The organism is Microvirga sp. GN3 (genome assembly GCF_055792825.1).
This window is the reverse complement of sequence record NZ_JBVVAK010000151.1, coordinates 1-17,723: the sequence shown is the minus strand read 5'-3', so window position 1 is coordinate 17,723 and position 17,723 is coordinate 1. Positions and strand designations below refer to the sequence as shown.

Below are 17,723 nucleotides of genomic sequence, written 5' to 3'. Positions count from 1 at the left end.
TAGTACTTCAGGTCGAGGTCGAGATAGGGGTGGATCAGCTTGTCTTTGATGAAGTGCCAGATAATGCGGGTCATCTCGTCGCCGTCGAGCTCGACGACCGGATTCGCGACCTTGATCTTCGCCATGATCTCACCTTGCGCTTTAGGGCTTGAAACACTCCTGCCTGCGGCAGGATGGTTGCGGGGGCTATAGCGCGGTTAAGCCCGGGGGGGAAGGTGGGGGCAGGGCAGGAATTCAGCGCTTTCCCACCTATCGCGGAATTTTTGCAGTCTCGGTGCACAAAGCTGCGCTGAAGAGCGAGTTGATAGTTGCCGCTTTGCTTCGAACTGCCTCCGGAACCTTGGGGCTTTTCACGAGGGTAGCGGTCGTCTCGAGGATGGCCTTGTCGCAGAGACAGGCACCGCGGCCATGCCGTTCATAGCAAAGATCGTGGGCCCGGCAGGCGGCGTCCAAGGCGTCGATGGGAGACGCCCGATCTGCATCGCCCGCGCCGCACCAGTTTCCGTGGAACAAGGGTGGCGCCTGATTGGACGAGGTGCTCGGCGATGCCGCCGCAAGGGCATGGCCCAGGAGCCATGGAATCAGACAAAGACTTGTCGCAAGGCAACGCAACAGAGGCACTCGGGATTCCATGAAGCCGAAAAAGACGTGACGCTATGACGTAAGATTGCAGGAATTAAGAGACATTCATGGATCTATGTTCCCTTCAGGGGAAAACTCACCACGTCACGTGTGCTGCCGCACGGAAAGCCAAGCTTATCCGTAGTTCAGATCCTCTCATTCCGGCGGCTTCCTCAGAGGCATCAGATCCGACAATTCGGATCAGGGGCGCCACCGGAGGGACTTTGTTGAACAAAAGGGGAGCTGACATGCGTCTTGCTATCATTCTCGGAGCGGCGGCCTTGGTTCTGGCAGGCTGCCAGACGGCCGAGCAATCCATGGCCAATGCCGATTCCGTCTGCATGGAATCGGGCCTGAAGCCCGGCACGAAGACCTACGAGCGCTGCCGGAACGCCAACTACCGCAACAACGTCGCCCAGTCGAATGCGGCCGCCAGTCAGGTGGCCGTCGGCACGGCGGTCGGCGTTGTCGGCGGCGCGGCCATCGGTGCGGCCGCGACTCGTCCGGGCTATTACTGCGGCTGGGGCGGCTGCTGGTAAGCAGGCGTTCGAAGCATCGGTTCAAGCATGAGGGGCCTCTCCGAGTATCTCGGGGAGGCTTTTCATAAGACAGCTCACCGGCCTCTCCCGCTCATCGACGGAGCTAGTCGTGGCATCGGGTTTGGCGCTATGGGAAAGCATCTTTCATTCAAGCTGACTGAACCTCAATGACCCGCCCGATCATCATCCTCGTCGAACCGCAACTGGCCGAGAACATCGGCATGGTGGCGCGGGCGATGGCTAATTTCGGGCTGTCGGAATTGCGCCTCGTGTCGCCGCTCAACGGCTGGCCCAAGAAGGGGGCGCATTCAGCGGCCTCCGGGGCGACCCATGTGTTGGAAGGGGCGAAGCTCTATGACACCGCCCGCGAGGCCATTGCGGATCTGAATTTCGTCTTCGCCACGACCGCTCGGGAGCGGGGGCAGATGAAGCGGGTTTTCGCGCCTGACGCGGCCATGTCGGAGGCGCACCAGCGCATCGGAGCAGGGCAGGGCATCGGCATCCTGTTCGGAAGGGAACGGACAGGGCTTGAGAACGACGAGGTGTCGCTTGCCGATGCCATCATCACGTTCCCGGTCGATCCGAAATTCTCCTCGCTCAATCTCGCGCAGGCGGTCCTTCTCATATCCTACGAATGGTACAAGCTCTCCACAGGCGGTACGCTGCCCTTCGACGGTGGTCGGCAATCGCCGCCTGCTCCGCGTGAGATGGTAATGTCGTTCTTCGACTATATCGAGACCGAGCTCGATGCGGTGAACTTCTATCCCGAGGATAAGAAACCAACGATGACCCGCAACATGCGGGATATCTTCCATCGACTCGAAATGTCGGAGCAGGAGGTGCGCACCCTGCGTGGGGCGATTCGTGCTCTTGCGGAAGGACGCAGGTTGAGAAAGCCTTAATCTAATCGTGGCTTTATTACGGTCGGGCGCTATCTGCCCGATTGACCATAGAGGTCGAAACGACGATGCGCCGCTTCCCGCTGCCTGTCCTGTTCCTTGGCGTCTCTCTCGCCGCCTCATCGGCGCACGCGGCAACGCCGCCGCAACAACCCGAGCAGGGGCCGGGCGGGCGCGACTACAAGTCGACTGAAGTGGTGAAGCGGGCCGTTGGTACGGCAAGCTCCGGAACCTTCGTGTTCCATGGTGCCGATGCGCCCGCGAAACCGCGCCCGGTCGTGGTGTTCCTGCATTCCTGGGGCGCCGTGAATCCGGGCCTTTATGGCGGCTGGATCGACCACTTGGCGCGCAAGGGCCATCTCGTGCTCTTTCCGCGCTTCCAGGATGTGAACCGCTCCCGTCCCGCCGACGCGTCGAATCTCGCCGAAGATCTGATCCAAGGTGCTCTCGCGGAGCTGGCCGACGATCCGCATGCCAGACCTGACAGGGACCGGATTGCTTTCATCGGGCATTCGGCTGGCGTGCCCCTCGCGCTCAATCTGGCGGCCGGGGTGAGTTCCGGCAAGGTCCCGGCCCCGAAGCTGGTCTTCGGTCTGATGCCGGGTGGCATCGCCTCCAACGAGAAGGAGCGCGGTATCCTCCTGCGGGATCTCTCGACCATCGATCCGGCTACCATGATCATTACCATGAGCGGCGATCGCGACTATCTGCCGAGCGACCGGGCCTCGCGCCTGATCCTGCAGCAGGCATCGGCCGTCCCGGCGACCCGCAAGCTGTTCATGCGGGCCTCCTCCGACGATCACGGCTTCCCGGCCTTGACGGCGACGCTCGCGTCTCCTGGGTCTCCCAAGGCCGATTACGATGCCTCCAAGATCAAGCTGCCGCCGGATCCGCCTCGCGATCCGAAGCAGAGGAATACCTGGCGCTGGAGCGCCGACATGGCGCTCACCGGGCCTCAGACGATCCTGACTCAACAGCTCGGGAACAACGTCACCGATACCCTCGATTACCTGGCCTTCTGGAAGACCTTCGACATCGCATCCGAGGCGGCCTTCGGCGGTAAGGATGCGAGCGCTCTCCTGCGCGATCCCAAATTCGTCGACATGAGCACCTGGAGTGACGGCTGGCCCGTCAAGCGCCTCTCGGCTCAGATGCCGAAAGGCGAGGGGCCGGAAGCCAAGGAAGAGCGGGGGCCGCGCCGCAGGCTGAACACGGCGCCCACGGAACCCAAGCAGGGATTGTAGGACTTTCTGACCAAGTTGCGTTCGTAAGGGTTAGTCATGCGTGTCGATCTTCTGGCGGGAGCAACCTATAATCCCGCCGTCATGCCGTCTCCGGTTCCCACCATCCTCGTGTTCGATTCCGGTCTCGGCGGGCTCACGGTCTTCTCCGAGGTGCTGAAGGTTCGCCCCGATGCCCGTTATGTCTACGCGGCGGATGATGCCGGGTTTCCTTACGGGCGTCTGACCGAGGCGGTTTTGGCGGAGCGGGTCGTGGCCGTGATGGAGCGGCTTCTCGCTCTCCATAATCCCGATATCGTCGTGGTGGCCTGCAATACGGCATCGACCATCGTGCTGCCGCATCTGCGCGAGCGGTTCTCCATACCGTTTGTGGGCACCGTTCCGGCCATCAAGCCAGCGGCGCAGACGACGCAGACCGGCTACGTCACGGTTCTGGCCACCCCCGGGACTGTTGCTCGGGACTATACCCGTGATCTCATCGAAACCTATGCGGCAGGCTGCAGGGTCAATCTCGTCGGCTCGCGCCGCTTGGCCGGCTTTGCCGAGGCGGAGCTTGCGGGCAATCCGGTCTCCGATGAAGAGCTGCTTGACGAGCTCAGGCCCTGCTTCGTCGAGGATGAGGGCGGCAGGACCGACGTGGTGGCGCTGAGCTGCACCCATTATCCGCTGCTTCTCCAGCGCTTCCAGGCCCTAGCGCCCTGGCCGGTGACCTGGATCGATCCGGCTCCCGCCATCGCCCGCCGGGTAACCCAGCTGATCGGCCAGCCGGTTCCGGGCCACGAAGCTGACGAGAACGAAGCCATGGCCGTGTTCACGAGCGGGGCGGGGATCAGCGTTGCATTACGTGGAGCGCTGCAGGAAAAAGGACTGCCGCTGGTGGCCGTCGAGGACATGCCGCTGCTCGTAGGATAATTGGGTGCGTCATCCCGGACGGCAAAGCCGATCCGGGATCGCGTTTAGGATATGGCGCTATTCTCGTCTTGCGATCCCGGTTTCTGCTGCGCAGCCCCGGGATGACGAGAGGCTCAGACATCAATTGACTTTCCCGCCTTTTCCGCCTAAATGCTTCCCGTTCACGCGGTCCTCACGGGCCGCGTAACTTTTTACGCTCCCGTGGCCCGGCTTTGGTCGGCCTGTCGTCCCGTCCCTCGAGACGGCCCTTTGGGCCTCCTCGGGATGAGGGGAAGAGGAGGGCGCGTTCCTCGCAAATTCGACAACAAAGAGGAACAGCGATGTCGAAGCGCATTCAGGCCAAGCATAAGCTTGACCGCCGCATGGGTCAGAATATCTGGGGCCGCCCGAAGAGCCCTGTGAACCGCCGCGAATACGGCCCCGGCCAGCACGGCCAGCGCCGGAAGGGCAAGATGTCTGACTTCGGCACGCAGCTGCGCGCCAAGCAGAAGCTCAAGGGCTACTACGCCAACATCACCGAGAAGCAGTTCCGCCGCTACTACGCGGAGGCGATCCGCCTGAAGGGCGACTCGGGTGAGAACCTGGTTGGCCTGCTCGAGCGCCGTCTCGACGCGGTCGTGTACCGCGCGAAGTTCGTCGCGACCCCGTTCGCTGCCCGTCAGTTCGTCAACCACGGTCACGTGAAGGTCAACGGCCGTCGCGTCAACATCCCGAGCTATCAGGTGAAGGCCGGCGATGTGATCGAGGTGAAGGACAAGTCGAAGCAGCTCGAAGTCGTCGTCGTGGCGAGCCAGCTCGCCGAGCGCGACGTTCCAGACTACATCGAGGTCGATCACTCCAAGATGACGGCTCGCGTGACGCGCATCCCGACCCTGTCGGAAGTGCCGTACCCGGTCCAGATGGAACCGAACCTCGTGATCGAGTTCTATTCGCGCTAATCTGCGAAGAGCCGGTTTCGGAAAACAGGAAGGCCGCCCATTGGGCGGCCTTTTTGCTGTCTGGGATTATTGTTGCTGCACCGGGCCGCGGGGGGCGCCCTGGTGCATGCCGATGCGGTGATGGTCCCGGCCATGGCCGCGGCGCCCATCGCGGGCATTCCAGCGAGGACCGTCAACGTTTACGGCTTCCCGCAAGAGGCGGGGAGCGATCCGCTTCTGGTCTTCACTGAGGCTGTCCCAGAGCGGACGCAGGGCGGTGGTGACGGCAGCCGAGCGCTGGGCGCCCTCATTCATCATGGTGCTGCGCCGCTCGAGGCGCTGCATGAAATCCATGGACTGGCGCTGTTCGCGGGTCGGGCGTTGCTCAAAGCGGGAGAAGCGCTCGGTCGCGGAGGTGCGGATGGCGGTCTCGACGGGCGCCCAGAGACGCTCCTGATCGGCGGAAAGCTTCAGACCGGCCTTGATCGAGGCGATGCGGGCATCGACGAGCCGGTTGAAATCGTCCTGGCTCATGCGCGGCCGGCGATTCTGTTGCTGATCCTGGGAGGCCGCCGGCGCGTTCGGAGCAGGATTCTGCTGCGCCAAGGCATAGGTGCCGGAGCCGGCCATCAAGGCAACGAGAGCAATGGTGGCGATGGTCTTCATGCGGATCTCCTCCGTGGTGGCGATAGGATTAGATTGCTCCAATCCTGCTCTCACTCACGTGAAGGCCGCATGAACTTTTCGTCATGTGGATAAAGGCTACTCGCACTGTCATTCCGGGGCGGCTCGTAGAGCCGAGCCCGGGATCCATAACCACGACGTCGCAAGAAGAGGGAGCAGCGTAACTCTCTTTTCTGCAACGTTGGCGGTTATGGATTCCGGGCTCCGCTGCGCGGCCCCGGAATGACAGTCGAGACGAGAAGTTAGGTCTTACAGCCGCTTCAGGAACCCTGCGAACCGCATCAGTCCCTCCGGCCAGGGGCCGTGGCCGCTTTCCGTGTTGAGGTGGCCTGCATCACCGGCATCGACGATGGCAGAGCCCCAGGCATAGGCGATGTCTTCCGCCTTGGCGTAGTCGCAATGCGGATCAGTCCGGCTGGCGACGAGAACGGACGGGAAGGGGAAAGGCTCGCGCGGGATCGGCGCGAAGGCCCGGTCGATGGCGGGAATGAAATCGGGGCGTTCCACATCCGGCAGGCTGACCAGGAAAGCGCCCTGGACCCTGCCGCCCGCGAGCTGGGGCGCCGCATGGGCAATGGCCAGCACGCCGAGGCTGTGGCCGACCAGCACCACGGGCTTCGTGGCCCGCTTCACATCGTCGACGATCCGCCCGACCCAAGCGTCCTTGTTGGGAGCGTCCCAGTTCTCCTGCTCGACGCGCCATGCGGTCGAGAGCTGGCGCTCCCATCGGCTCTGCCAATGGTCCTCGCCGGAATTCGTGTGGCCTGGAACAATGAGAATGTCGCAATCGGAGGTTTTCATCCCACGGAGATAAAGACCCGCGCAGGCAGGTTCAAGCGCTGCGCTTCAACTCCATGTTCCGCTCCGCCTCCTTCAGAATGGCTTCCCGCTCGGCGATATAGTCGCGGGTCAGGGGCACCACGTCGTTGCGTCGGGCGAGCTGAAGCTGGAAGACGACCGCGTCCTGCCAGCGGAAGGCGGATTCGGACATGGCGAGGTAGCACTCCCACATCCGGCAGAAGCGCTCGTCATAGAGGCGTAAGGCCTCCTCGCGATGGGCCATGAAGCGCTCGCGCCAGGCCTGCAGGGTGTAGGCATAGTGCAGGCGCAGAACCTCGATGTCGGTCACGACCAGCCCGGCCCGCTCGATGGCGGGCATCATCTCCGATAGCACCGGCAGGTGCCCTCCGGGAAAGATGTATTTGGTGATCCAGGAATTGGTCGGATAGGGCGTGCCCGACCGCCCGATGGTATGCAGGAGCATGACCCCCTCCTCCTTCAGGAGGCTGCGGCAGGCCTGGAAATAGGCGTCATAGGAGGGCACGCCGACGTGCTCGAACATTCCGACGGAGACGATCCGGTCGAAAGAGCCCGTGGTGTCGCGGTAGTCCTGAAGCTCGAACTGCACCCGGTCCTGCAGGCATGCGGTGGCCGACCGTTTGCGCGAGACTTCGAGTTGCTCCTCCGAGAGCGTGATGCCCTTGACGGAGCCAGCCCCTGCGATCTGAGCGAGGTAGAGTCCCGTTCCGCCCCAGCCGGAGCCTATATCGAGAACGCTGTGACCCTGATCAATCAGTAGCTTGGCCACGATATGCCGCTTCTTGGCGAGCTGAGCCTCCTCGAGGCTGGCATCCGGATGGTCGAAATAGGCGCAGGAATACTGCCGATCGCTGTCGAGGAAGAGGGAGTAGAGCCGCCCATCGAGGTCGTAGTGATGCGCCACATTCCGTTTGGAACGGCTCGCATCATTCTCGGCCCGGCGCATCATCCAGGTGCGGATCTTGCGCAGGCGCTTCAGGGGCAACTCATCGAGCTCCCCGCGGGTGTCCTGGAGGAGGAGCTGAAGCAGGTCGAGGATGGTGCCCCGCTCGATGACGAGGCGTCCATCCACGAACAATTCGCCGAGCTTCAGTTCCGGATGAAGACAAAGGGCCATTTGGGCCGAGGCATCCGTGAAACGGATCGAAACCTGAGGCTCCGCTCCGTCGCCGAAGGTGAAACGCTTACCCCCGGCCGTGACCACCTCCAGGGTTCCGTGTTTCACGGCCCGTGTGAACGCAAGATCGAGAAGCTTCTCCGACAGCATGGCGACAATCCCCGCGCCGTTGATCTCCTGAATGGGGATTGTTGCTCATTGTGGAAAGATTTCCAGCCCCCAAGCTATGCGCCGCCTGCGCCGAAGACCCGCGCGAAGATCGTATCCACATGCTTGAAGTGATAGCCGAGGTCGAAACAGGTCTCGATCTCGTCCGCAGACAGGTACTTCGTCACGTCGGCATCGTTCTTCAGAAGGGTCAGGAAGTCGCCTTCGCCGCGCCAGACGGGCATGGCGTTGCGCTGGACGAGCCGGTAGGCGTCCTCGCGGGAGGCGCCCTTCTGGGTCAGGGCCAGCAGGACGCGCTGTGAGTGAACGAGGCCGCCGAGGCGATCCAGGTTCTTCTGCATGTTCTCTGGATAGACCACGAGCTTGTCGATGACGTTGGTCAGGCGCGCGAGCGCGAAGTCGAGGGTCACGGTCGCATCAGGGCCGATCATGCGTTCGACGGAGGAATGGGAGATGTCCCGCTCGTGCCAGAGGGCCACGTTCTCCATGGCCGGCATCGCATAGGCCCGGACCATGCGGGCAAGGCCCGTCAGGTTCTCGGTCAGGACCGGGTTGCGCTTGTGCGGCATGGCGGACGAGCCCTTCTGGCCGGCCGAGAAGAACTCTTCCGCCTCCAGAACCTCGCTCCGCTGCAGGTGACGCACTTCCGTCGCCAGCCGCTCGATGGAGGAGGCGATGACGCCAAGCGTCGCAAAGTACATGGCGTGCCGGTCGCGCGGGATGACCTGGGTCGAAACCGGCTCGACCTGGAGACCCATCCGCTCGGCCACGTATTCCTCGACGCTTGGGTCGATATTGGCGAAGGTGCCGACCGCGCCGGAAATGGCGCAGGTGGAGATCTCCCGCCTTGCCTCGATCAGCCGGATTTTGCAGCGCTCGAATTCCGCATAGGCCTGGGCGAGCTTGAGGCCGAAGGTGGTGGGCTCGGCGTGGATACCGTGGGAGCGGCCGATGGTCGGCGTCACCTTATGCTCGAAGGCGCGACGCTTGATGGCCGCGAGAAGCTCGTCGAGGTCGCGCAGCAGCAGGTCGGAGGCGCGGGCGAGCTGCACGTTGAAGGTGGTGTCGAGCACGTCCGAGGAAGTCATGCCCTGGTGAACGAAGCGGGCCTCGGGACCGACGATCTCGGCCAGATGGGTAAGGAAGGCGATGACGTCGTGCTTGACCTCACGCTCGATGGCGTCGATCCGCTCCACGTCGAAGGTCGCCTTGGAGCCTTTCTCCCAGACTTTGTCCGCAGCCTCCTTCGGCACGACGCCGAGATTGGCGAGCGCTGTCGTGGCATGGGCCTCGATCTCGAACCAGATGCGGAACTTGGTTTCCGGCGACCAGATGGCCACCATCTCGGGACGGCTGTAACGGGGGATCATTACTCTTCTCCTGCGGACAAGGCGCGAAGCTCAACGAAACCGTTGAAAACCGTTGCCTTTCCGCCTTTTGACGGTCGGCTCAACGGTCGGGAGAACGGTTCCAAGGACGATGGCGTGGTGACTATGTGATGACCGGGGCGATGACAAGCCTCGTCCATCCTCGGCGCAGTAATGCTTTATCCTTGAAAACATCATAAGTCGTTGACTCAAAAAGAATTTTTGTTGCTGATCCGAAAATGAAGGGCCTGCCCATGAATTTATCAGCATATTCAATGGGTTAGTTCGCTTTCTCTGGGATTCTTGTGATGGCACCGCCAGTTTTGCGCAAATTTCGCCTAACCGAAGCCTCTATCAAAAAACTGCCTATTGGTCGGAGTTGGGATGCTGAGATCGGGGGCTTCGGGGTGAAGGTCTACCCGAGTGGCAAGGCGCAGTTCATCCTCCGCTATCGCTCTCAGGATAAGAAGCAGCGGGAATTTCGTATCGGTCAGGTTGGTGTCATCGAAGTTGATGAGGCACGTCGGAAGGCGAGGGTGCTTCTCGGGAAGATCAGTGAGGGGCGCGATCCGGCTTGGGAGCGGAAGCTTCAACTGGCCGAAGTGCGTACATTCGATGACGTAATTGACAAATACCTTTCATGGGCGGCGGATCATCATAAGAGCAATTCATTTGCGGAAGTAGGTCGGTTCTGTCGTCTCCATATCAGACCACAGTTTGGTATGTTCCGTGTGACCGACCTGACGCGGGGCCGCGTTCAGCAAGTCTATGACAAGCTGAAGCACGCTCCACATTTTCGGGCGAAAATCATTACGTGGTCGCGAACGATCTGGTCATGGGGCGAGAAGCGCGAACTTGTAGGGGACGGTCGCAACCCCTTTGCAATAGAGATGCAGGTTCCGAAACCGAAGCGGGATCGCGTCCTATCATCTGATGAATACCGCCGCCTCTGGGATGCTATCGAGCATTACCGCTATCGGGGAGCAGTTCGTAACATTTCCCTCTGGGCCATCGAGTTCTTACTTCTTTCTCCGTTGAGGAAGTCGGAGGCGTTCCGGCTGAGATGGGAACAGATCGACCATACGTCCCGCTCTATTCGCCTCACCCAGCACAAGACTGACCGTCGAGATGGACCACTCGAAATCCCCATCAGCCCTCCATTGGAGGCGCTGCTTCAAAGAATCCCGCGCTGCTGTGAATGGGTGTTTCCAGCGCCTAATTCGAACACTGGACATATCAGAAGCGTAGATGGTGCATGGCGGTTGGTCAGACGCGAGGCGAATCTTCACATCGGGGAGAAGAGGACCACACTCCATGATCTGCGTAGAAGTTGGAATAGTGTAGGGGCGACGCTCGGATATGGCCCCGAATTCATGGGAAAGGTGCTGGGTAACTCCACGAGGGTAAACGAACTTCACTACTGGCATCCTGCGACGGACCTCACGCGCAAGATTACTTACCAAGTTGCAGATGCAATTGTTAGTTTTGGACATCAGAAGCAGCGTAATAGTGCGGTGGACTGATGTCATATATCTGGAAAAATTAGATATTATTAGAATTGTTCAGATATGAACCTTCCGTGTCGGACTGCCTCGCAGGAAAAATACTTGCTTTTTGCGGTGCAGCATAGGAGTTAGCTTCCGGTACGGAGGGCGGGGCGCAATTGTATTCTCATAATATGCTGTATGCAGGAGCCGTTCAGGGGCATCGGGCGAACAAGCTCTTGGCTGCTCTGGAGCCGGACGACTTTGCCTGTCTGGAGCCGCACCTGGAGATCATGAACTTGCAGCATGGTCAGGTGCTCTGCGAGGCGGGTCAGCCCCTCTACGACGCCTACTTTCCGCACAACGTCATTATCTCGCTGATGGCTGTCATGCACGACGGGCGCTCTGCCGAGATATCGGTTTTTGGCAGCGAAGGCGTCACAGGTCTCACAGGAGCAGCAGTCACCAATCAGGCTTTTGGACGCTATGTCGTGCAACTCACCGGCACGGCCTCACGGATCAACATGGCCAAGATGCACGAGGTGATCAGCACACGCCCCAACATTCAGCGCCTGATGCGCCACTTCATGGAGGCCCTCATGTCGCGCGTTCTCCAGAATGTCGCCTGTAACGCAATCCATAGTGTCGAAGCCCGTTGTGCTCGCCTGATCCTGAACACGAGCCATCAGGTTGATCAGGAGATTATCCCCCTCACGCACGAATTCTGGGCAGACCGGATGGGGGTCCAGCGTTCGACAGTGAGTGCCATTATGAAGAAATTTCAGGCCGCAGGGTGGGTCAGGCAGAGCAGGGGTGGCATCACCATCACGGACCCGACTGCTCTCAGAGAAGCCTCATGTGAATGCTACCAGACAGTTCACGACGCTTTCGTGCGCCTGCTGCCGTATACCGCAAAGAAGAACTGAGGCTGCGTAGCATTCGTCCTCTCACCCAGAGCCCTCTGCATACGATAGGTCTTCATCGGTATCCGGTGGGCTGATCCGCTCGCGCAGGACCACATCTTTATCAACACGCTCGCCTTTATCCTCGCGAAGCTCACGCTTGGTCCGCCGAAGCTGCTTGGCCACCTTCGTGAGGGCGGCATTGAAGGCCAGATAAATGTCTTTGGCTTTGCCTTCAGCGCTCTTCGTCGGGAGCCCACCCATCTGCATGTTCACGCTACAGCGATAGGTGATCCCCTCCTTCGTGAAGTGAGCCGATGCCGTGTTCAGCCGTCCAAAGTATTTGCTGGCAACACGTAGGATGTTCTCGCGAGCATAATCCGGCAGACCGTCACCAAGGTGGATGTTCGAGCTTTGGACGATAATAGCTTTATCTGCACCTTGGTGCGCCATAGCGTTTCTCCCATTACCATGTTCGCGGGTGAATGCTTTCGAAGGCGCTGTTAGTGCTTATCCAGGGTACGCCCGTAGTGCTCCAATCACCCCTGTATCCGTGTACGACGTAGTCGTCTCATACCGGCTCGATTTAACTGCCTTTTCAGCCTCGATGAGGACCTCCAAAGCCCTCCACGGCTTCGGCATGAACCGGACCTGCCGCAGACCTCTATCAACGGCCTCTTCAAGCGGCGCACCCGAGGTCAATACCGTTCTGATCCACGGCCACTTGAGCCTGATAGTACGAGCAAGGTCTAAACCGCTCATGAGACAGGGCAGACGCACATCGGCAAAGACAAAGACGACTTCGCCTGAGAGATAGTTCAAATAGTGGAGAGCCTCTTCGGCGCTGGATGCCTCCACAACCCGGAGGTCCGTTTCCTCCAGCAGCGCAACTGCCAGAGCCCGAAGCTCCTTATCATCCTCGACGATCAACGCAACGCGAGTGCATTCAGAGCCTCGTCCCATCCTGCGGACCTCCCTTGTCCGAGTAGGGTCTGGTATGCTGTCGGAGGAGGTGACGTGCGGCCTCTTCGAGAAGCCTGTCACAGGTGCAATACATGCAAGCATCTCACCATCACTCAGATCAGAACCGCCCTAATTCCCCCAAGCATTCGGGACTTTTCCGCTCTCGTCAAAGTAAAAAGTTAGTCTATGGCTCTCTTTGCTTCAAAATATTGATCTATGTTTATGTGAGTATGGTTAACATAAACATAGATTGAGAATGCTAAAGAAAATCATTGAAATTGTACGCTTATGCGGGAACGGCTTTCGCATTTGGGGTATTGATTGATTGCCGAAGGATATCGGGACTTTCCTTGAGGCTTCTTCATCTTTGTTCCCTCCCACTGTCAGGAGATCGTTCGCGGTCTCCTGCTTCTTTTAGGCAGCGGTGCGGTTGGGGAACGTGACAGGTGTGAGCCGAAGGAGCCCTTGAGAGAGTGGATCACCGATACCCAAGATGACCTGCGTCGGACGGCAGTAACAAGTCAGGGCGCTGATTACACGGAGGCTGATATACCTCGTTACTTCTTCCATCTTCGCTCGGGGGACAACTTCGTGTGGGACGATGAAGGTGTTGATCTGCCCGACCCTCTGACAGCCCAAGGAGCGGCTGACAAGACCGCAGGGGAACTCCGAGGCGGCCTATTCCATCAGGTGCGGCATGACTCTCCTGCTGGACGGTCGCAGTCACTAATGAAAGCGGCGAGATCATCCAGATGGTGGCACTCTGATGTGGCTTGAATGACCGTGCTTCGCGTCAGCTAATGCGCTGAGCCACCCAGTCCTCTGCCTCATCCAAGTCGGTGAAAATCGGATGAGCCGGTCCGTCTAAACGGCCAAAGCCATGTTCCAGATACCAACGTCCTGCCTTTCTGCCATGCAGGTCCGACAACCGCACCAACACCGCCACGAGCCGGTTACCGGCAAACACGAGGCAGCCCTCGTCATCGGGAGCATGCGTGTCTACGGTAACCCGTCGAAAGCCAAGTTTCATTCGAACTCCCAGCACTGGCGCAATAGACCGGCCAATGGTGCTCATCTGCTCAGCAGCCTTATAGATAAAAAGTCCTACAAATCAGGTGCCTTGGGCTCACTCTTAGCGCATAGCCACAACACGGGTTAGTCTGGTAACATCACGTTCCGGTGATGGAGGGCGTCATGCCCATCCCGTTCGTTCGGAAGCTTGAGTATGGCGCTGGGCTTTCTGATCAGGACCGGCAGGTGCTGGAACAGGCCGTCCGAGACGTGCGACAGTTCAAGCCCCGGCATGATCTGATCCTTGAAGATGACAGTCCTGAAAACGTCCATGTAATCCTGGAAGGTTTCGCCTGCCGCTACAAACTCCTGCCGAATGGAGGTCGCCAGATCATGGCTTACCTTGTTCCGGGAGATTGCTGTGATCTGCACGTTCCGATTCTGAGCAGGATGGATCACACCATCGGAACGCTCACGGCCTGCAAAGTCGCATTGCTGCCCCACACCTTGATCGAAGACCTGACGACTCAGTCCCGGAGCATCACGCGAGCTTTGTGGTGGTCAACGCTGGCGGATCAGGGCATCCTGCGGGAGTGGCTGGTCAACATGAGCCGTAGACCTGCCGACAAACGGCTGGCACATCTCCTGTGCGAGTTGCTGGTGCGCCTTCAGGCGGTTGGGCTGGCCAGCGACAACAGCTTTGTGCTGCCGCTGACGCAGCGGCAACTTGCCGATACGCTTGCCATGACCGGAGTTCATCTGAACCGCATCGTGCGACAACTTCGGTTAGAGAGTCTGATCACGCTGAAAGGTCACACTGTCACCATCCCGGATGTCGAGCGGCTAAACAGCTTTGCGGATTTCAACCCCAATTATCTTCACCTGACGCAACGCCGCGATGAGGCGAAGCAGAAGGGCAGGTAATTTGCACAGTGGCGAGACCTCCGTCCTACTACGTCTCAGTCTCATGCGGCTCAACAAAGAGGCGCTTAAAATCGGCAGGGGCGTATTCCTGGCCGTCCGCGTCAATCAAAACGTTCCGAGCCCCCTCGTCGGCCAACCTACGAGCCGACTGAAGTGCCGCAACTGCGGTTTCACAGGTGGCGGAAACCGGCCCATGCTCTCCCTCTCCGGTGACGATAAAGATCATAGGTTCCTCCATTTGATAGGATGGCGTCGGATCAAATGACTTCCGGTGGTTGTTCCGCCCATTCTGAATTTATGGCCTCGCACTCTGCACCTGCATCTCTGGTCAGAGCAGACTACCGGACAAACTGAGATCGGTACTCTGCCGCGTTGGCTCAAAGCATGTTCCTTGACACTCCCTTCCGAGATCGCGTTGCTCGGATTGATCTCTCTGATCATTATCCGAAGAACGCTGCCATTTTGTAGAACAGTGCGGCAATGAAGGCTGAGGCCGGGATCGTCACGACCCAAGCCACCACAATTCCTCTGGCAACACCCCACCGGACCGCCGAGGTCCGTCGAGCGGCTCCCACACCGATGATTGATCCCGTAATCGTGTGGGTCGTCGAGACAGGGATACCAAGCCACGTGGCTCCAAACAGGGTAATTGCTCCTCCAGTTTCAGCGCAGAAGCCCTGCATCGGTGTAAGCCGTGTGATCTTCGAGCCCATTGTATGGACGATCCGCCAGCCGCCAAACAACGTGCCCAGCCCCATGGCCGCTTGGCAACTGATGACCACCCAGAACGGCACATAGAACTCGCTCCCGAGGTGACCTTGCGAGAACAGCAGCACGGCGATGATCCCCATCGTTTTCTGGGCATCATTGCCACCATGACCGAGCGAGTAGAGGGATGCTGAGACTAACTGAAGGTTCCGAAAGACGCGGTCGGCGGCAAATGGGGACGACCGATGGGAGGCCCAGGTTGTCACGAAGACCAGGATCAGTGCCAGCCCAAATCCGATCAAGGGCGATAGGACAATGGCCAACAGAGTCGGCCCGAGCCCACTCCAAACCACGGCCCCGAATCCGGCTTTGGCAATGCCTGCGCCAACGAGTCCGCCAATCAAGGCATGAGAACTACTGGACGGTATGCCACCCGCCCAGGTGATCACATTCCACAGGGTCGCACCCATGAGAGCACCGAAGATCACGGCGGCATCAATGGCAGTGGCCGTGACGATGCCGCTGCCCAGTGTTCGCGCAACGTGTAGTCCAAAGAACAGAAAGGCTATGAAGTTGAAGAATGCAGCCCATGCTACGGCAATTTGCGGCCTGAGCACACGGGTAGACACAATCGTTGCAATGGAATTCGCCGCATCATGGAGGCCGTTGATGAAATCAAACAGTAAGGCCAATGCGATCAGGCCCACAAGCAGAGGCAGAGAGATAGAGACAACGTCCATGGGCTCGGCTCCTCAGACGTGCTCGATCATGATGCCATGCACTTCGTGTGCCACATCCTCCAGGCGGTCCATCACGCGTTCGAGGTGGTCCAGGATTTCGAACGCAACCCAGAAATTCAGTGCCTGGGCAGAGCCCATGGTCTCAAACAGACGGCTTCGAGCCGCGTCATACCGGTCGTCCGTCTCACCTTCGACTTTGGATACGTCCTCTGCAAGGCTGCTGATCTGAGCCGCATTGGTACCGACAGAGCGCAGCAGAGGAATAGCCTGCTGCACGATCCGTGATCCTTGAAGGATGCCGTCCGCCATCTCACGCATTTCTGGCTCGAATGTGCTCACCTTAAACAGCGTAATCGTCTTGACCGTCTTACGCATCTGGTCGATGGCATCGTCCATCGAGGTGATCAGGTCCTTGATGTCGCCTCGGTCGAACGGTGTGATGAAGGATCGCCGCACCGCCAGGAAGACCTCACGGGTGACCGCGTCCGCATCATCCTCGCGCTCCATGACAGTCGCAATGTGACGGTGGAGGTCAGGCCCTCCGTCCAGGGCTGCGCGCAGGGCCTCCGCGCCTGCCACAACCAGCTTTGAGTGCTGCTCCAAGAGATCAAAGAACCGGTCCTCCTTGGGCATCATGGCTCGAAACCACTTAAGCATCCTTCATCTCCTGGTTCAGAGACCGGTCGGGCATAGCAGGGCTCGTGCCGATCAAGGACGATCTGACGGCGGCGGGGCGTTCCCACCCGGAAGGAACCGCGTAATCAGCCACAGCACAGAAACAATGAGCATCGCGAAAATGAGCCCAGCGAGTGCGATCTTGTACATCCCAGCCCCTGATGCCATGCCAATTGAGCTTGTCATCCAGAGGCTCGCAGCCGTGGTCACTCCGCAGACACTGCCCCGCGCAACGAAGATGACGCCAGCGCACAGGAAGCCTATCGCTTGTGCCAGTCCCTGGATGGCGCGAGTTGGGTCAGGATCGGCCCTACCTCGTGCAGAGACCTCCTCGTAGAGTTCCAATGCGATCAACATCGTCATGGCGGAACTCAGGGCGACAAGCATATGGGTTCTCACGCCAGCCGAGATACCCCGCACTTCCCGATCCAGCCCGAGCAGCAATCCGAAGGCCGAAGCGATCCCAAAGCGCCAAAGTAGTTCTTCGAACGGGATGACGGACTGGCCCAAAAGCTGCTCCACGCTTAACGCTCCCATAGAGAGGTTATGATACTGTGGTGAATAGATTTCCGGCTAAGAAACTTGGCTGTTGACCGGTATGTTCCCGTCAAAGGGAGTATCCAAGTTCGATTGGCTCATGCCAATAACCGAACCAAGGGCCCTTCGAGCCCGAAGGCTGACGCAGCGTTTCAACATAGCGGTTTGAATTGCTTCAAGGCCCACAATGGTTCCAGAGTTACTGCGCCGAGGATGGACGAGGCTTGTCATCGCCCCGGTCATCACATAGTCACCACGCCATCGTCCTTGGAACCGTTCTCCCGACCGTTGAGCCGACCGTCAAAAGGCGGAAAGGCAACGGTTTTCAACGGTTTCGTTGAGCTTCGCGCCTTGTCCGCAGGAGAAGGGTAATGATCCCCCGTCAGAGCGGTCAAGCTCCACGTTGCTGTTTGGGATCAATCCTTTAGGTCTGCACCCGAACCGAGGCAGCCATCTCCCAGTCACCGAACACGAACCCTGTCCCCCGTTTTTGGT

General features: G+C 59.5%; 20 protein-coding genes and 1 pseudogene. 9 read left to right on the top strand and 12 right to left on the bottom strand.

Translation table 11 applies throughout. The annotated features are described in order from the left end of the window. Both ACS5Q1_RS38590 and ACS5Q1_RS38585 read right to left on the bottom strand, forming a co-directional pair. Positions 1-125: pseudogene (locus ACS5Q1_RS38590) on the bottom strand (NADP-dependent isocitrate dehydrogenase); the annotation flags it as partial. Positions 126-249: 124 nt separating this feature from the next. After that, on the bottom strand, positions 250-633 hold the full coding sequence (locus ACS5Q1_RS38585; protein WP_473103201.1) for a phospholipase A2 family protein: 384 nt from the start codon (positions 631-633) through the stop codon (positions 250-252). Between the two features lie 236 nt (positions 634-869). Here ACS5Q1_RS38585 and ACS5Q1_RS38580 point away from each other — a divergent pair, with 236 nt between their 5' ends. From ACS5Q1_RS38580 to rpsD, 5 genes are all read left to right on the top strand, one after another. Then, a complete protein-coding gene (locus ACS5Q1_RS38580) occupies positions 870-1,160 on the top strand; it encodes a hypothetical protein (protein ID WP_473103200.1) in 291 nt (96 codons plus the stop codon). 167 nt (positions 1,161-1,327) lie between these two features. After that, on the top strand, positions 1,328-2,062 hold the full coding sequence (locus tag ACS5Q1_RS38575) for an RNA methyltransferase (RefSeq protein ID WP_473103199.1): 735 nt from the start codon (positions 1,328-1,330) through the stop codon (positions 2,060-2,062). Between the two features lie 65 nt (positions 2,063-2,127). Continuing rightward, entirely contained in the window at positions 2,128-3,303 is a 1,176-nt protein-coding gene (locus tag ACS5Q1_RS38570; RefSeq protein ID WP_473103198.1) for a dienelactone hydrolase family protein, read from the top strand. A 36-nt stretch (positions 3,304-3,339) separates the two neighbouring features. Continuing rightward, positions 3,340-4,212: a glutamate racemase gene (gene murI / locus ACS5Q1_RS38565; RefSeq protein ID WP_473103197.1), complete on the top strand. Its 873-nt coding sequence runs from the start codon at positions 3,340-3,342 to the stop codon at positions 4,210-4,212. Between the two features lie 320 nt (positions 4,213-4,532). Next, positions 4,533-5,150: a 30S ribosomal protein S4 gene (gene rpsD, locus ACS5Q1_RS38560; protein ID WP_009494134.1), complete on the top strand. Its 618-nt coding sequence runs from the start codon at positions 4,533-4,535 to the stop codon at positions 5,148-5,150. Between the two features lie 66 nt (positions 5,151-5,216). Here rpsD and ACS5Q1_RS38555 read toward each other — a convergent pair whose 3' ends face one another. The 4 genes from ACS5Q1_RS38555 to purB form a co-directional block, all read right to left on the bottom strand. Continuing rightward, positions 5,217-5,795, bottom strand: coding sequence for a Spy/CpxP family protein refolding chaperone (locus ACS5Q1_RS38555; RefSeq protein ID WP_473103196.1), 579 nt, complete (start codon positions 5,793-5,795; stop codon positions 5,217-5,219). Between the two features lie 267 nt (positions 5,796-6,062). Continuing rightward, positions 6,063-6,614 (bottom strand): RBBP9/YdeN family alpha/beta hydrolase, encoded by a 552-nt coding sequence (locus tag ACS5Q1_RS38550; protein ID WP_203443298.1) that lies wholly within the window; start codon positions 6,612-6,614, stop codon positions 6,063-6,065. A 31-nt stretch (positions 6,615-6,645) separates the two neighbouring features. Continuing rightward, positions 6,646-7,899 (bottom strand): class I SAM-dependent methyltransferase, encoded by a 1,254-nt coding sequence (locus ACS5Q1_RS38545; protein ID WP_473103195.1) that lies wholly within the window; start codon positions 7,897-7,899, stop codon positions 6,646-6,648. Positions 7,900-7,973: 74 nt separating this feature from the next. After that, positions 7,974-9,287: an adenylosuccinate lyase gene (purB, locus tag ACS5Q1_RS38540; RefSeq protein ID WP_473103194.1), complete on the bottom strand. Its 1,314-nt coding sequence runs from the start codon at positions 9,285-9,287 to the stop codon at positions 7,974-7,976. Positions 9,288-9,592: 305 nt separating this feature from the next. On the opposite strand from purB, the gene ACS5Q1_RS38535 reads away from it, so the two are divergent. Beyond that, a complete protein-coding gene (locus tag ACS5Q1_RS38535) occupies positions 9,593-10,807 on the top strand; it encodes a tyrosine-type recombinase/integrase (protein ID WP_473103193.1) in 1,215 nt (404 codons plus the stop codon). 254 nt (positions 10,808-11,061) lie between these two features. Then, complete coding sequence (locus ACS5Q1_RS38530) at positions 11,062-11,694, top strand: Crp/Fnr family transcriptional regulator (RefSeq protein ID WP_473103192.1); 633 nt, start codon at positions 11,062-11,064, stop codon at positions 11,692-11,694. 21 nt (positions 11,695-11,715) lie between these two features. Here the strand turns inward: ACS5Q1_RS38530 and hpf are convergent, their stop codons facing one another. Together hpf and ACS5Q1_RS38520 are read right to left on the bottom strand one after the other, a co-directional pair. Further along, positions 11,716-12,123, bottom strand: coding sequence for a ribosome hibernation-promoting factor, HPF/YfiA family (hpf, locus tag ACS5Q1_RS38525; RefSeq protein ID WP_473103191.1), 408 nt, complete (start codon positions 12,121-12,123; stop codon positions 11,716-11,718). Positions 12,124-12,180: 57 nt separating this feature from the next. Then, positions 12,181-12,633: a response regulator gene (locus tag ACS5Q1_RS38520; protein WP_473103190.1), complete on the bottom strand. Its 453-nt coding sequence runs from the start codon at positions 12,631-12,633 to the stop codon at positions 12,181-12,183. A 465-nt stretch (positions 12,634-13,098) separates the two neighbouring features. Here ACS5Q1_RS38520 and ACS5Q1_RS38515 point away from each other — a divergent pair, with 465 nt between their 5' ends. After that, positions 13,099-13,410 (top strand): DUF6894 family protein, encoded by a 312-nt coding sequence (locus tag ACS5Q1_RS38515; RefSeq protein ID WP_473103189.1) that lies wholly within the window; start codon positions 13,099-13,101, stop codon positions 13,408-13,410. 16 nt (positions 13,411-13,426) lie between these two features. Here the strand turns inward: ACS5Q1_RS38515 and ACS5Q1_RS38510 are convergent, their stop codons facing one another. After that, complete coding sequence (locus ACS5Q1_RS38510; protein ID WP_473103188.1) at positions 13,427-13,663, bottom strand: hypothetical protein; 237 nt, start codon at positions 13,661-13,663, stop codon at positions 13,427-13,429. Positions 13,664-13,827: 164 nt separating this feature from the next. On the opposite strand from ACS5Q1_RS38510, the gene ACS5Q1_RS38505 reads away from it, so the two are divergent. After that, positions 13,828-14,568 (top strand): Crp/Fnr family transcriptional regulator, encoded by a 741-nt coding sequence (locus ACS5Q1_RS38505; RefSeq protein ID WP_473103187.1) that lies wholly within the window; start codon positions 13,828-13,830, stop codon positions 14,566-14,568. A 440-nt stretch (positions 14,569-15,008) separates the two neighbouring features. Here the strand turns inward: ACS5Q1_RS38505 and ACS5Q1_RS38500 are convergent, their stop codons facing one another. Genes ACS5Q1_RS38500 through ACS5Q1_RS38490 form a run of 3 tightly spaced genes read right to left on the bottom strand, consistent with a single transcriptional unit; the run spans position 15,009 to position 17,213 of the window. Then, the gene (locus ACS5Q1_RS38500) at positions 15,009-16,016 is read right to left on the bottom strand and encodes an anion permease (RefSeq protein WP_473103186.1); all 1,008 of its coding nucleotides are present in this window, start codon (positions 16,014-16,016) and stop codon (positions 15,009-15,011) included. Between the two features lie 12 nt (positions 16,017-16,028). Then, positions 16,029-16,673, bottom strand: a complete 645-nt coding sequence (locus ACS5Q1_RS38495; protein ID WP_473103185.1) for a DUF47 domain-containing protein — start codon at positions 16,671-16,673, stop codon at positions 16,029-16,031. A gap of 51 nt (positions 16,674-16,724) precedes the next feature. Continuing rightward, entirely contained in the window at positions 16,725-17,213 is a 489-nt protein-coding gene (locus tag ACS5Q1_RS38490) for an MgtC/SapB family protein (protein WP_473103184.1), read from the bottom strand. Positions 17,214-17,723 lie beyond the last annotated feature (510 nt).

Excerpts from the sequence above, each read along its gene's own strand:
- ACS5Q1_RS38585 (WP_473103201.1), bottom strand. The coding sequence starts at position 633 with ATGGAATCCCGAGTGCCTCTGTTGCGTTGCCTTGCGACAAGTCTTTGT.
- purB (WP_473103194.1), bottom strand. The coding sequence starts at position 9,287 with ATGATCCCCCGTTACAGCCGTCCCGAGATGGTGGCCATCTGGTCGCCG.
- ACS5Q1_RS38510 (WP_473103188.1), bottom strand. The coding sequence starts at position 13,663 with ATGAAACTTGGCTTTCGACGGGTTACCGTAGACACGCATGCTCCCGAT.
- rpsD (WP_009494134.1), top strand. The coding sequence starts at position 4,533 with ATGTCGAAGCGCATTCAGGCCAAGCATAAGCTTGACCGCCGCATGGGT.
- ACS5Q1_RS38580 (WP_473103200.1), top strand. The coding sequence starts at position 870 with ATGCGTCTTGCTATCATTCTCGGAGCGGCGGCCTTGGTTCTGGCAGGC.
- ACS5Q1_RS38545 (WP_473103195.1), bottom strand. The coding sequence starts at position 7,899 with ATGCTGTCGGAGAAGCTTCTCGATCTTGCGTTCACACGGGCCGTGAAA.
- ACS5Q1_RS38575 (WP_473103199.1), top strand. The coding sequence starts at position 1,328 with ATGACCCGCCCGATCATCATCCTCGTCGAACCGCAACTGGCCGAGAAC.
- ACS5Q1_RS38520 (WP_473103190.1), bottom strand. The coding sequence starts at position 12,633 with ATGGGACGAGGCTCTGAATGCACTCGCGTTGCGTTGATCGTCGAGGAT.
- ACS5Q1_RS38500 (WP_473103186.1), bottom strand. The coding sequence starts at position 16,016 with ATGGACGTTGTCTCTATCTCTCTGCCTCTGCTTGTGGGCCTGATCGCA.
- hpf (WP_473103191.1), bottom strand. The coding sequence starts at position 12,123 with ATGGCGCACCAAGGTGCAGATAAAGCTATTATCGTCCAAAGCTCGAAC.
- ACS5Q1_RS38535 (WP_473103193.1), top strand. The coding sequence starts at position 9,593 with ATGGCACCGCCAGTTTTGCGCAAATTTCGCCTAACCGAAGCCTCTATC.
- ACS5Q1_RS38530 (WP_473103192.1), top strand. The coding sequence starts at position 11,062 with ATGAACTTGCAGCATGGTCAGGTGCTCTGCGAGGCGGGTCAGCCCCTC.
- ACS5Q1_RS38495 (WP_473103185.1), bottom strand. The coding sequence starts at position 16,673 with ATGCTTAAGTGGTTTCGAGCCATGATGCCCAAGGAGGACCGGTTCTTT.
- murI (WP_473103197.1), top strand. The coding sequence starts at position 3,340 with ATGCGTGTCGATCTTCTGGCGGGAGCAACCTATAATCCCGCCGTCATG.
- ACS5Q1_RS38550 (WP_203443298.1), bottom strand. The coding sequence starts at position 6,614 with ATGAAAACCTCCGATTGCGACATTCTCATTGTTCCAGGCCACACGAAT.
- ACS5Q1_RS38555 (WP_473103196.1), bottom strand. The coding sequence starts at position 5,795 with ATGAAGACCATCGCCACCATTGCTCTCGTTGCCTTGATGGCCGGCTCC.
- ACS5Q1_RS38505 (WP_473103187.1), top strand. The coding sequence starts at position 13,828 with ATGCCCATCCCGTTCGTTCGGAAGCTTGAGTATGGCGCTGGGCTTTCT.
- ACS5Q1_RS38570 (WP_473103198.1), top strand. The coding sequence starts at position 2,128 with ATGCGCCGCTTCCCGCTGCCTGTCCTGTTCCTTGGCGTCTCTCTCGCC.